At 73.0% G+C, this 12,637-nt stretch carries 9 protein-coding genes and 2 pseudogenes; 8 read left to right on the top strand and 3 right to left on the bottom strand.

Annotated elements, in window-relative coordinates; all coding sequences use genetic code 11:
• Positions 1 to 16 precede the first annotated feature (16 nt).
• A complete protein-coding gene (locus QE370_RS00925; RefSeq protein ID WP_253027137.1) occupies positions 17 to 751 on the top strand; it encodes a DUF3027 domain-containing protein in 735 nt (244 codons plus the stop codon).
• A gap of 16 nt (positions 752 to 767) precedes the next feature.
• On the opposite strand, the gene QE370_RS00920 is transcribed toward QE370_RS00925, so the two are convergent.
• Positions 768 to 1,172, bottom strand: a complete 405-nt coding sequence (locus QE370_RS00920) for a DUF2530 domain-containing protein (RefSeq protein ID WP_236749741.1) — start codon at positions 1,170 to 1,172, stop codon at positions 768 to 770.
• Between the two features lie 92 nt (positions 1,173 to 1,264).
• Here QE370_RS00920 and QE370_RS00915 point away from each other — a divergent pair, with 92 nt between their 5' ends.
• Together QE370_RS00915 and QE370_RS00910 are read left to right on the top strand one after the other, a co-directional pair.
• Positions 1,265 to 2,356, top strand: a complete 1,092-nt coding sequence (locus tag QE370_RS00915; protein WP_309633089.1) for a hypothetical protein — start codon at positions 1,265 to 1,267, stop codon at positions 2,354 to 2,356.
• 77 nt (positions 2,357 to 2,433) lie between these two features.
• Positions 2,434 to 3,873, top strand: a complete 1,440-nt coding sequence (locus QE370_RS00910; RefSeq protein ID WP_253027282.1) for an NCS2 family permease — start codon at positions 2,434 to 2,436, stop codon at positions 3,871 to 3,873.
• A 93-nt stretch (positions 3,874 to 3,966) separates the two neighbouring features.
• On the opposite strand, the gene QE370_RS00905 is transcribed toward QE370_RS00910, so the two are convergent.
• Both QE370_RS00905 and serC read right to left on the bottom strand, forming a co-directional pair.
• Positions 3,967 to 4,488, bottom strand: a complete 522-nt coding sequence (locus QE370_RS00905) for a gamma carbonic anhydrase family protein (protein WP_253027281.1) — start codon at positions 4,486 to 4,488, stop codon at positions 3,967 to 3,969.
• Between the two features lie 132 nt (positions 4,489 to 4,620).
• Positions 4,621 to 5,731, bottom strand: a pseudogene (gene serC, locus QE370_RS00900) (phosphoserine transaminase).
• 101 nt (positions 5,732 to 5,832) lie between these two features.
• On the opposite strand from serC, the gene QE370_RS00895 reads away from it, so the two are divergent.
• From QE370_RS00895 to QE370_RS00875, 5 genes and pseudogenes are all read left to right on the top strand, one after another.
• Complete coding sequence (locus tag QE370_RS00895) at positions 5,833 to 7,701, top strand: methylmalonyl-CoA mutase family protein (RefSeq protein WP_309633088.1); 1,869 nt, start codon at positions 5,833 to 5,835, stop codon at positions 7,699 to 7,701.
• A gap of 62 nt (positions 7,702 to 7,763) precedes the next feature.
• Positions 7,764 to 9,881 (top strand): annotated as a pseudogene (scpA, locus tag QE370_RS00890) (methylmalonyl-CoA mutase); the annotation flags it as partial.
• Between the two features lie 355 nt (positions 9,882 to 10,236).
• Positions 10,237 to 11,208, top strand: coding sequence for a methylmalonyl Co-A mutase-associated GTPase MeaB (gene meaB / locus QE370_RS00885; RefSeq protein WP_309633087.1), 972 nt, complete (start codon positions 10,237 to 10,239; stop codon positions 11,206 to 11,208).
• Between the two features lie 10 nt (positions 11,209 to 11,218).
• Positions 11,219 to 11,914, top strand: a complete 696-nt coding sequence (locus QE370_RS00880) for a hypothetical protein (RefSeq protein WP_309633086.1) — start codon at positions 11,219 to 11,221, stop codon at positions 11,912 to 11,914.
• Entirely contained in the window at positions 11,911 to 12,510 is a 600-nt protein-coding gene (locus tag QE370_RS00875; RefSeq protein WP_309633085.1) for a MazG family protein, read from the top strand. Before QE370_RS00880 ends, QE370_RS00875 begins: the two co-directional genes overlap by 4 nt.
• Positions 12,511 to 12,637 lie beyond the last annotated feature (127 nt).

Genomic DNA, 12,637 nt, shown 5'->3' with positions numbered 1-12,637 from the left:
GAGGGACAATCGAGCCATGACGACCCACCCCGCCCTGGGCGCCGCCCACGACGTGGCCCGCGCCGCCCTGCTCGAGGCCACCGACGAGTCGGCCGTGGGCGAGCACCTGAGGGTCGTCGACGACGGTGAGCGGCTCGCCACGCACCTGTTCGCCTGCACCGGCCCGGGCTACCGCGGCTGGACCTGGGCGGTCAGCCTGTCCGCCGGCGTGGAGGACGACGCGGTCACCGTCAACGACGTCGTGCTGCTGCCCGGCGACGACGCCGTGGTCGCCCCCGCCTGGACGCCCTACCGCGACCGCATCAAGCCGGGCGACCTCAGCCCCGGCGACGTCCTGCCGCCCGAGGAGGACGACGCGCGTCTCGTGCCCGCCTGGTCGGCCGGCGACCACCTCGACACCGTCGACCGCGCCTTCGCGCGCGAGGTCGGCCTGGGTCGCGCCTGGGTGCTCTCCCTCGAGGGGCGCGACCTCGCCGCGCAGCGCTGGAACGACGGCGAGCAGGGCCCCGACAACCCGATGACCAAGCAGGCCCCGGGCACGTGCGACTCCTGCGGCTTCCTCGTCAGCCTCGCCGGGCCGCTCTCCGACCGGTTCGGCGTGTGCGCCAACGGCTCGGCCAACGACGACGGCCGCGTCGTCGCCCTCGACCACGGCTGTGGCGCGCACTCCGGCGCGCGACTCAGCCGGTCCGCCGGTCCCCAGAAGCTGCCGCCGCCGGTGTGGGACACCGTCGACGTCGACGAGCTCTAGTCGCCCGACGCGCGCGTCAGCCGTCGCGGCGTCGGCCCGGCTGGTGACGCAGGGCGTTGCGACGCAGTCGGCAGTACTCGATGCCGAGCAGCCCGAGGCCGAAGCCGGCGATCGCCGTCCAGAGCCACCAGGTGCGACCCTGCTCCTCGAGCGTGCCCAGGAACGGCACCAGCGCCACGGCCACCACGCCCCAGAGGATCGTGCCGACCGTCATCGTGCGGACGCCGTCGAGGTCCATCGGCTCGACCTGGGCGACCTTGTGCGTCGTGCGGCCGATCTCGAGCTCGGTGACCTCCGGCCGACCCAGCTCGTGGCGGCGTGCCGCGCGCTCGAGACGTTCGCGCTCGCGGTGCCCGAGCTTGCGCTCGACCGTCTCCGGGCCGTCGCCGTCGCGCAGCGTCCACTCCGACTCGTCGCTCACCGGACCAGGGTAGCGTTCCCGTCCGGGCGCCCGCCGGCCCGTGACGGACCGCACCCGTGCGTCCCCTGCGGGCCGCTGGGAGGATGGAGCCGATGAACCCCCGTCGTCGCCGGCTGCTGTTCCCGGCCCTCCTCGTGGTCCTGCTGGTCGTGGCCGCCGTCGTCTCGCTCGCGCGCGACGCCGACGCCCGCCCGCTGGGTCCCTCCAGCCTGGGCGCCCTGCCGGCGCCCGCCACGCTGTCGCGCGCCGACGACGAGACCGCGGTGGCGGCCCGGGTGGTCAGCACCGTGCGCGACCCTCGCATCTCCGAGTCGAGCGGGCTGGCCGTCAGCGCCGTGCACGACGACCTGGCCTACACCATCAACGACTCGGGCAACGCCGACGTCGTCTACGCGGTGCGCATCTCCACGGGCGAGGTCGTCGGCACGACCACGGTCAGCGGTACCCCGTGGGTCGACACCGAGGCCATGACGCTGCACGACGGGAAGCTCTGGATCGGCGACGTCGGCGACAACTCCGCCCAGCGCCGCGACACCGCGATCTACGCCATCGACGAGCCCGGGCCGGGCACCCACGCTGCCCGCTCGACCCGCTACCCGGTGGGCTACTCCGACGGCCCGCACGACGTCGAGTCGCTCGCCGTCGACGGTGACGGCCGGTTCCTGCTCGTGACGAAGGACCTGCTGTCGGGCCAGGTGCTCCGCTTCCCGGACCCGCTCTCGACGCAGCGCACCAACGTGCCCGAGCCCGTCGGCGCCCCGACGCTCCTCATGGCGACCGACGCCTCGACCAGCCCCGACGGCCGCTTCGTCGTCGTCCGCAACTACATCGCCGCCGCCGTCCTCGACGCCTCGGACCTGTCCCTCGTGCGCGCCGAGGCGCTGCCCGAGCAGCCCCAGGGCGAGACGCTCGCCTTCGAGCCGTCGGGTGCCTCGTACCTCATCGGCAGCGAGGGCAGCCCCTGGCAGATCCAACGCGTCGGCTTCTCCGCGGATCGGGCCGGCGCCGCCGTGCCGTCGGCCACGCCGACCCCCACGGCGACGACGCCCGCGGCCGCGACCACGCCGAGCGCCCCGGCGCCGACCGAGTTGGGCCGCCCGTGGTTCGCGGTGGCCGTCGGCGGTCTCGCGGTCCTCCTGCTCGCCGCGTTCGGCGTGTGGATCACGCGCCGCGACGACGACTGACCGGACCCCGACGACCGGGCGTCCACGGGACGGGGACGGCTCCGGGCCGGACGTCGCGGTCTGGCATGCTGCGGGCCATGACGACCGTGCTCGAGCGCCACTTCAAGATCGCCGCCCGCGGCTCCAGCGTCGGCCGGGAGGTGCGTGGCGGTGTCGTCACGTTCCTCACGATGGCCTACATCATCGTGCTGAACCCGATCATCCTCGCCGGCGTCCCGGACGCCGACGGCAACTTCCTCGGCGGTGGCAGCGAGCCGGGGTCGGGCTTCACGACCATCGCCGCGTGCACGGCGCTCGCCGCCGGCGTGCTGAGCATCCTCATGGGCGCGGTCGCGAACTTCCCGCTGGCGATCGCCACGGGTCTCGGCCTCAACGCGTTCGTCGCCTACTCCGTCGCGTCGCAGATGACGTGGGCCGACGCCATGGGCCTGGTCGTCATCGAGGGTCTCGTGATCCTCCTGCTCGTGCTGACGGGCTTCCGGAAGGCGGTCTTCGACGCCGTCCCCGCGCAGCTCAAGACGGCGATCGCCGTCGGCATCGGCCTGTTCATCACGCTCATCGGCCTCGTCGACGCCGGGTTCGTGCGCACCACCGGCAACGCCGCCCCGCCGATCGGGCTGGGCATCGGCGGCGAGCTGGCCGGCTGGCCCGTGCTCGTCTTCTGCCTCGGCCTGCTGCTCATGATCGCCCTGCACGCGCGCGGCGTGCCCGGCGCGATCCTCATCGGCATCCTCGCGACCACCGTGCTCGCCGGTGTCGTGCAGGCGATCACCGACACCCCCGGCGGCGGTGGCGACCCCACCTCCAAGGGCTGGAACCTCAACGTCCCGTCGCTGCCCGACACCATCGTCCAGACGCCCGACTTCAGCCTGCTCGGGCAGTTCTCCCTGCTGGGGTCGTTCGAGCGCGTCGGCGTCGTCGCGGCGTCGCTGCTGGTCTTCACCCTCCTGCTCGCCGACTTCTTCGACACCATGGGCACGATGACGGCGATCGGCGCCGAGGCCGGCCTGAACGACGAGGGCGGCTCGCCCGAGGGCGCCCAGCGGATCCTCGTCGTCGACTCCATCGCGGCGGCTGCCGGCGGCGCGGCAGGCGTCTCGTCGAACACGTCCTACATCGAGTCCGCGGCCGGCGTCGGCGACGGTGCGCGGACCGGTCTGGCGAGCATCGTCACCGGGGCGCTGTTCCTGCTGGCCACGTTCTTCGCGCCACTGGTCCAGCACATCCCGAACGAGGCGGCCGTCCCCGCCCTCGTGCTCGTCGGCTTCCTCATGATGTCGCAGGTGACGGGCATCAGCTGGGACGACCCCGACATCGCCATCCCGGCCTTCCTCACCATCGTCCTCATGCCGTTCACCTACTCCATCACCGCAGGCATCGGCGCCGGCTTCATCGCCTGGGTGGTGCTGCGGGTGACGCGCGGCCGGATCGCGTCCATCCACCCCCTGATGTGGGTCGTGACGGCGCTGTTCGTCATCTACTTCGCCATCGACCCGATCACCCGCTGGCTGACGTGAGTCGGCGGTTTACCACGGTCCCGTGGTAAACGTCGTCCTCCCACGGCATGCTTCCCGGGGGAGGACGGCGTCTGCCCAGGGAAGACAGGTCAGTCAGTCGACGACGTGACCGCGACGGTGGAGCTCGCGGTGCTCCTCGTAGATCCGCGCGTTGCGGTGAAGTCCCTCCACCTCGTCGTCGGTGAGCTCACGGCGCACCTTGGCCGGCACCCCGGCGACGAGCGACCGTGGCGGCACCTCCATACCCGCCGTCACGAGAGCACCCGCGGCGACCAGGGACTCACGCCCGATGACGGCGCCGTTCATCACCACGGCGCCCATCCCGATGAGGCAGTGGTCCTCGACGGTCGCGCCGTGCACGACGGCGTTGTGGCCCACGGAGACCCCCTCGCCCAGCAGCACAGGCATCCCGCGGTCGACGTGGAACGCGCACCCGTCCTGGACGTTCGAGCGGGCGCCGATCGTGATCGGCTCGTTGTCCGCCCGCAGCACCGCGGAGTACCAGACGCTGGCTCCCTCGCCGAGCACCACCGATCCGACCAGCGTCGCGTTCGGCGCCACGAAGGCGGAGTCGGGGACGTCGGGACGGCGGCCGTCCCCCAGGTCGATCAGCATGGGCCGACACTAATCGATCCGTCGTCGACCCCTGCGGTACGGCGACTCCCCGCGGCAAGGGTCGTCCTCCCCCGGGAAGCGTGCCGCGGGAGGACGACGTTCACCACGGGACCGTGGTAAACCGCTCGGACGTCAGAGACGCTCGACGACCCAGTCGATGCAGGCGGTGAGGGCGGAGACGTCGTCGGGCTCGACGGCGGGGAACATGCCGACGCGCAGCTGGTTGCGGCCGAGGCCGCGGTAGCCGTCGAGGTCGACGACGCCGTTCTCGCGGAGGACGCCGGTGAGGTCCTTCTGGGGGACCGACGCGTCGAGGTCGATCGTGCCCACGACGAACGAGCGCTCGGTGGGGGCGGTCACGAACGGCGACGCGAAGGTCGAGGCCTCCGCCCACTCGTACAGACGGGCGCTGGAGTCGCGGACGCGCCGTGCCGCGAAGTCCATGCCGCCCTGCTCGTTCAGCCAGCGCACCTGCTCGTCGAGCAGCACGAGGGTGGCCACGGCGGGCGTGTTGTAGGTCTGGTCCTTGCGCGAGTTCTCGATCGCGGTGGGGAGGTCGAGGAAGGCGGGCACGTAGCGGCCCGAGGCGGCGATCCGCTCCGCCCGCTCGACGGCGGCCGGCGACATGACCGCGATCCACAGCCCGCCGTCGGACGCGAACGACTTCTGCGGTGCGAAGTAGTACACGTCGGTCTGCGCGAGGTCGACCGACAGCCCACCCGCGGCCGACGTCGCGTCGACGAGCACGAGGGCGTCGGGGTCGGCGTCGGGCACACGCTCGACCGGCACCATGACGCCGGTGGAGGTCTCGTTGTGGGCCCAGGCGTACACGTCGACGTCGGGGTTCGCGCGGGGCAGGGGGTGGGTCGACGGCGGCGACTCGAGCACGTCGGGGTCCTGGAGGAACGGGGCCCGCGCGGCGGCCGTCGCGAACTTGCGGCTGAACTCGCCGTGCACCAGGTGCTGGCTGCGACGCTCGACCAAGCCGTGCACGGCGGCGTCGAAGAAGGCGTGCGAGCCGCCGAGGCCGAGCACGACCTCGTAGCCGTCGGGCAGCTCGAGCAGGTCGCCGAGACCGCGTCGCACGGAGGCGACGACGTTCTTCACCGGCGCCGCCCGGTGCGACGTGCCGAGCAGCGACGACCCCGTCGCCGCGAGCGCCGCGAGGGCCTCGGGGCGGACCTTCGAGGGGGCCCGAGCCGAATCGTCCGTCCTGGGGCAGCAACCTGGCGGGGATCTTCACCACCCCATCCTCTCAGCCCTCCCAGGGTCGCTCCAGCCCCCCACCGTCGGGTTCGTCACATGAGGTGGCCGGGCTCACACGCCCGCCCTACGATGCCCCCTATGGCATCCGACCTCGGCTCCGGCGTGGGCCCCGAGGCAACGGTCGCTGTCCCCCTCGCCGACGGTGTCGCCCCCGACGTCGCCGCCTGGGAGAAGGCCACCGCTGCTGTCCTGCGCAAGACCAAGAAGCTCGCCGACGACGCCCCCGACGCCGACGTGTGGGGTCTGCTGACCCGCCGCACGCTCGACGGCATCGGCGTGACCCCGCTGGGCACCCCGGCCCTCACGGCCGACCTGCCGGGGACCGGGCTCCCGGGCCAGGCGCCCTTCACGCGCGGCAGCGCGGCGACCCGCGAGCTCGACGGCTGGGACGTGCGGGCCTGGTTCACCGACCCCGACCCCGACGTCACCGCCGAGCAGGTCGTCACCGACCTCGAGAACGGTGCCAACTCGCTGTGGCTCAGCGTGGGCGACGGCGCCCTCCCGACCAGCGCGCTCGCCCGCGTCCTGGAGCCGGTCTTCGTCGACCTCGCGCCCGTCGTGGTGGAGGACCCGACCGACCCGCTCGCGGCCGCCCAGGCGCTCGACGCCGTGCTCGACGACAAGGCCGTGGCGCCCGCGCCGGGCACCAGCTACGGCGCCGACCCGCTCGGCGCGCACGCCCGCACCGTGCTGGGCATCGGCCTGGAGGGCGCGGTCACCGACCCCGCCGTGGCCGTCGAGGTGGCGCAGCTCGCGCAGCGCCGTGGCGCGCGCGGCATCGTCGTCGACGCCACCGCCGTGCACGACGCCGGCGCGTCGGACGTGCAGGAGCTGGCCTACAGCCTGCTCGCCGGTGCCGCCTACCTGCGGCTCCTGGTCGAGGCCGGCCTCGACGTCGACGCCGCCGCCGACCAGCTCGACGTGCGGCTCGCCGCCACCGACGAGCAGTTCCCGACCATCGCGAAGCTGCGCGCCGCCCGGCGCACCTGGGCCCGGCTGCTCGAGCTGAGCGGTGTCGCCGAGACCGGACGCGGCCAGCGTCAGCACGTGGTCACGTCGCGGCCGATGATGGCCTCCTACGACCCGTACGTGAACATGCTGCGCACCTGCGTGGCGACGTTCGCGGCCGGTGTCGGCGGTGCCACGAGCGTGACCGTGCTGCCCTTCGACGAGCCGCTCGGCCTGCCCGAGGCGTTCAGCCGGCGCATCGCCCGCAACACCTCCAGCCTGCTCATCAGCGAGTCGCACGTGGCGCGGGTGACCGACCCCGCCGGCGGCTCGCACGCCGTCGAGAAGCTCACCGACGACCTCGCCCGGTCCGCCTGGGAGCTCTTCGGCGAGCTCGACGCCGCCGCGTCCGACGGTGGACACGTCGCGGCGCTGGAGGCCCTGCGGCCCAAGGTCGAGCAGACGGTGTCAGACCGCGCCCTCGACATCGCCCGACGCAAGCGCCCCGTCACGGGTGTCTCGGAGTTCCCGAACCTGCACGAGGAGCTGCCGCAGCGGCGCCCGTACGGTCGCACCCAGCCGGTGCTGCGGTACGCCCGCGAGTTCGAGGCCATGCGCGACGACCGCGCCGCGCAGCCCGTCTTCCTGGCCACCCTGGGCCGGGTCGCGCAGCACACCGCGCGCGCGACGTTCGCGGCGAACCTGTTCGCCGCCGGCGGCATCGACACCGTCACCGCCGGTGCGACCGACGGCGTCGAGGCCGTCGTGGAGGCCTATCGGCAGGCCGACGCCCCCGCCGTCGTCTGCCTCGCGGGCCCCGACCCGCTGTACGCCGAGTGGGGTGGCGACCTCGTCGCGGCCCTGCGCGAGGCCGGCGCGCGCCACGTGGTGCTCGCCGGCAAGCCCGAGAGCGTCGACGCCGACGTGGACGACTCCTGCGCGGCCGGGCTCGACGCCCTGGCCTTCCTGCGCCGCACCCGAGAGGAAGTGACGGCATGACGATCCCCGCCTCGTTCGCCGGACTGCCGCTGGACCCCGACGAGCCCACCACGCCCGACCCCGCCGCGTACGCGGCCGCGGTCGACGGCGCCGAGCCGTGGGACGCCCCCGAGGGCATCGCGGTCAAGAACCTCTACACCGCCGACGACCTCGCCGACGTCGACGCCCTCGACACCTACCCGGGCCTCGCGCCGTTCCTGCGCGGCCCCTACCCGGCCATGTACACGACCCAGCCGTGGACCATCCGTCAGTACGCCGGGTTCTCCACCGCCGAGGAGTCGAACGCGTTCTACCGCCGCAACCTCGCGGCCGGCCAGAAGGGCCTCTCGGTCGCCTTCGACCTCGCGACGCACCGCGGCTACGACTCCGACCACCCGCGTGTGAAGGGCGACGTCGGCATGGCCGGCGTCGCGATCGACTCCATCTACGACGCCCGCCAGCTCTTCGACGGCATCCCGCTCGACGAGATGAGCGTCTCGATGACGATGAACGGCGCGGTGCTGCCCGTGCTGGCGCTCTACATCGTCGCGGCCGAGGAGCAGGGGGTGACGCCGGAGCAGCTCTCGGGGACCATCCAGAACGACATCCTCAAGGAGTTCATGGTCCGCAACACCTACATCTACCCGCCGGCGCCGTCGATGCGGATCATCTCCGACATCTTCGCGTACACGGCGGCGAAGATGCCGCGGTTCAACTCCATCTCCATCTCCGGGTACCACATCCAGGAGGCCGGGGCGACGAACGACCTCGAGCTCGCCTACACGCTCGCCGACGGTGTGGAGTACATCCGCGCCGGGCTCGACGTCGGCCTCGACATCGACGCGTTCGCGCCGCGGCTGAGCTTCTTCTGGGCGATCGGCATGAACTTCTACATGGAGATCGCGAAGATGCGCGCCGCCCGTGCCCTGTGGGCCCGGCTCGTGCGCGACTTCGACCCGAAGAACCCCAAGAGCCTGAGCCTGCGCACGCACAGCCAGACGTCGGGCTGGAGCCTCACCGCGCAGGACGTGTTCAACAACGTGCAGCGCACCTGCATCGAGGCGATGGCGGCCACGCAGGGCCACACCCAGAGCCTGCACACGAACGCGCTCGACGAGGCGATCGCGCTGCCGACCGACTTCAGCGCGCGGATCGCCCGCAACACGCAGCTGCTGCTGCAGCAGGAGTCGGGCACCACCGGCGTCATCGACCCGTGGGGCGGCTCCTACTACGTCGAGAAGCTGACGCACGACCTCGCGAACCGCGCCTGGGCGCACATCCAGGAGGTCGAGAAGGCCGGCGGCATGGCCAAGGCCATCGAGGCGGGCATCCCCAAGATGCGCGTCGAGGAGGCGGCCGCCCGCACCCAGGCACGGATCGACTCCGGCCAGCAGGCCGTCATCGGCGTCAACACCTACCGGCTGGCCGATGAGGACCCGCTCGACGTGCTCAAGGTCGACAACGCCTCGGTGTACGCCCAGCAGGTCGCGAAGCTCGAGCGGCTGCGCGCCGAGCGCGACCCGCAGGAGGTCGAGCGCGCCCTGGACGCCCTGACGGCCAGCGCCGAGCGTGGCGCCAGCCGCGACGGCTCGCTCGACGGCAACCTGCTCGCCCTGGCCGTCGACGCGGCCCGCGCGAAGGCGACGGTCGGCGAGATCTCCTACGCCCTCGAGAAGGTCTACGGGCGCCACCAGGCCGTCATCCGTACGATCTCCGGTGTGTACCGGACTGAGGCGGGCCAGGGCGGCAACGTCCAGAAGGTCATCGACGCCACCGAGGCGTTCGAGAAGGCCGAGGGTCGCCGTCCCCGCATCCTGGTGGCCAAGATGGGCCAGGACGGGCACGACCGTGGCCAGAAGGTCATCGTCACCGCCTTCGCCGACATGGGCTTCGACGTCGACGTCGGACCGCTGTTCTCCACGCCCGAGGAGGTCGCGCAGCAGGCCGTGGACGCCGACGTGCACATCGTCGGCGTCTCGAGCCTCGCGGCGGGCCACCTGACGCTCCTGCCGGAGCTGAAGAAGGCGCTGGCCGAGCTCGGCGGCGAGGACGTCATGGTGGTCATGGGTGGCGTCATCCCGCCCGACGACGTGCCGACGCTGAAGGAGATGGGCGCCGCCGAGGTGTTCCTGCCCGGCACGGTCATCGCCGACTCCGCGCTCAGCCTGCTCGAGCGGCTCCGCGCGAGCCTGCAGCACTAGATGCCGGCGGCACGGTCATGCGCGGGGGCTTATGAGAGCTCCAGGGCGCGCCGGGCGTCACGGACCTCGTCGCGCAGCTCGAGTCGAAGGTCGACCACCTCGCGGCGGAGCCCGCGCAGGTGCCTGGCCAGGGCAGCGTGCTCCCGTCGCGTCCCGTGCGCGACGGCGAGGACGAGCACGGCAGAGCCGAGTGTCGTCGCGGTGGCGGCGATGAGTGCAGTTGCGCGGACCGATGCGGCCACAGGCGGACTTCCCTTCCCAAGGAGCTCTCAGGACGAGCGTGTCAGCCTCGGGGGACGCCGCGCATGAGTCGACACCATTCCTGTGGATGCCTTGACACGAAGGGGGTCTCGAGGTGACCGACGTCGAGAAGCTCGCCGCGGACGTCCTCGACGGACGTCGCGCGGGGGTCTCGCGCGCCATCACCCTGGTCGAGTCGAGCCGCGCCGACCACCGCGCCGCGGCCCGGGAGCTGCTCGCCACGCTCGCGTCGCACGCCGGGGGAGCGGTGCGGGTCGGCATCTCGGGCGTGCCCGGTGTCGGCAAGAGCACGTTCATCGAGGCGCTCGGCACGCATCTCGTGGAGCAGGGCAACCGGGTCGGCGTGCTCGCCGTCGACCCGTCGAGCGTCCGCACCGGCGGGTCCGTCCTCGGTGACAAGACCCGCATGGCGCAGCTCGCCGTCAGCCCGCAGGCCTACATCCGCCCGTCGCCGAGCGCGGGAACGCTCGGCGGCGTCGCCCGCGCCACGTCGCAGGCGATGACCGTCCTGGAGGCCGCTGGCTACGACGTCGTGCTCGTCGAGACCGTCGGGGTCGGCCAGTCCGAGATCACGGTCGCCGGCATGGTCGACACCTTCCTGTTCCTCACGATCGCCCGCACGGGCGACCAGCTGCAGGGCATCAAGAAGGGCATCCTCGAGATCGCCGACGTCATCGCCGTCAACAAGGCCGACGGCGAGCGTGCCCGGGAGGCCGAGGTGACGGCCAAGGACCTCGCGGGGGCCCTGCGCCTCGTGTACGCCGGCACCCAGGGCTGGGTGCCACCGGTCGTCACCTGCTCGGCGCTCGAGCACCAGGGCATCGACACCGTCTGGAACCGGCTCGTGCGGCACCGCGAGTTCCTCGGGCAGCGGGGCCTGCGCGAGAAGCGCGCCCAGCAGCAGCTCGACTTCACGTGGGCTCTCGTGCGCGACGAGCTCGACCAGCGTCTGCGCACCGACGAGGGCGTGGCGCGGGTGCGCGACGAGGTGCGCGAGGCGGTGCTCTCGGGCGAGCTGCCCGCGGCCAGCGCCGCGGACCTCATCCTCGAGGCCTACGACCAGTAGTCTGGCCGCCATGAGGTCGCGTCCTGTGATGCCCGTCACCCGTCGGTGGTCCCGGTCCGCCGGGTCCCTCGTCCCGACGCTCGTGCTGTCGGCCGTCCTGCTCGCCGGCTGCGGCGGGTCGATCAGCCCTGGTGCCGCCGCCACCGTCGACGGCACCACCATCACGATGGCCCAGGCGGACCGCACCGCCGACGTGCTCTGCGAGGTGTCGCTGTTCTCCGCCGCCCAGTCCGGCGGCGGCAGCACGATCGACAACGCCGACGTACGACGCCAGGCCGTCAGCGAGCTGGTGAGCGGCGTCGTCGCCCGCGAGGTGGCCGCTCGCGAGGGCATCCGCGTGCCCCGCAGCGCGTACGTGTTCACCGGCGAGCAGCGCGCCCAGGTCGAGCAGGCGCTCCCCGACGTCGACGTCGACGAGGCGGTGCGCGTGCTCGAGGCCGGGCAGCGAACCTACGCCATCGCCGAGAAGCTCGGTGAGGCCGCCACCGGCCAGCGCGCCGACGACACCAACGCCCAGCAGCTGCAGCAGGCCGGGCGCAGCGTGCTCGCCGACGCCCTGCGGAAGGCCGACGTCAGCATCGACCCCCGCTTCGGGCTCGGCGACGACGGTCAGCAGGTGGCAGCCACCGGCTCGCTGTCGGTCCCCGCCGCCGCCGACACCCGCGACCGTCCGCTGATCGCGCCGGCCACGCAGCGGTGCTCGTGAGCGACCCGCGCCCCGGCGAGCGGCTGCTCGACCTCGTCGCCGTCATGGGAAGGCTGCGCGCCGAGTGCGCCTGGACGGGGCAGCAGACCCACGAGAGCCTGAGCCGCTACCTGCTCGAGGAGACCTACGAGACCCTCGAGGCACTCGACGACGGCGACACCGACCTGCTCCGCGAGGAGCTCGGCGACCTCCTGATGCAGGTCGTCTTCCACGCCGCCGTCGCCGCCGACACGGGGGAGGGGTGGGACGTCGACGACGTCGCCGCCGGCATCACCGACAAGCTCGTGCGACGCAACCCGCACGTGTTCGCCGACGGCACCGCGCGCACACCCGAGGAGATCGACGCCGCCTGGCAGGCGGTCAAGGCGCAGGAGAAGGCGGCGTCGGGGACGCGTGACGCGCACCCGCTCGACGGCATCGCGCGTGACCTGCCGGCCCTGGCGACGGCCCGCAAGGCTCTCGACCGCGTGCCCGACCTCGACACCAGCGGCGACGACGTCGGCTCGCGCCTGCTGCGCCTCGTCGCCGAGGCCCGCGATCAGGGCGTCGACGCGGAGGAGGCGCTGCGCCGCGCCGTCCGCGACCGGCTGGCGTGACACGCACGATCCTGCGTTCGGGTACGGAGCACCCGACGACGCTGCGTTCGCGACCGGATCCCGCCACGAACGCAGCATCGTTCGACGTCCGGCACGCGAACGCAGAATCCTGCGTGACCCCGCGCCT

The organism is Aeromicrobium sp. SORGH_AS_0981 (assembly GCF_031453195.1).
Lineage (GTDB): Bacteria > Actinomycetota > Actinomycetes > Propionibacteriales > Nocardioidaceae > Aeromicrobium.
This window is presented reverse-complemented; position numbering and strand designations above follow the sequence as displayed.

Bases quoted from the DNA above. Each gene is read 5' to 3' on its own strand.
- QE370_RS00895 (WP_309633088.1), top strand. From the start codon at position 5,833: ATGGCATCCGACCTCGGCTCCGGCGTGGGCCCCGAGGCAACGGTCGCT.
- QE370_RS00880 (WP_309633086.1), top strand. From the start codon at position 11,219: ATGAGGTCGCGTCCTGTGATGCCCGTCACCCGTCGGTGGTCCCGGTCC.
- QE370_RS00905 (WP_253027281.1), bottom strand. From the start codon at position 4,488: ATGCTGATCGACCTGGGGGACGGCCGCCGTCCCGACGTCCCCGACTCC.
- QE370_RS00925 (WP_253027137.1), top strand. From the start codon at position 17: ATGACGACCCACCCCGCCCTGGGCGCCGCCCACGACGTGGCCCGCGCC.
- QE370_RS00910 (WP_253027282.1), top strand. From the start codon at position 2,434: ATGACGACCGTGCTCGAGCGCCACTTCAAGATCGCCGCCCGCGGCTCC.
- QE370_RS00915 (WP_309633089.1), top strand. From the start codon at position 1,265: ATGAACCCCCGTCGTCGCCGGCTGCTGTTCCCGGCCCTCCTCGTGGTC.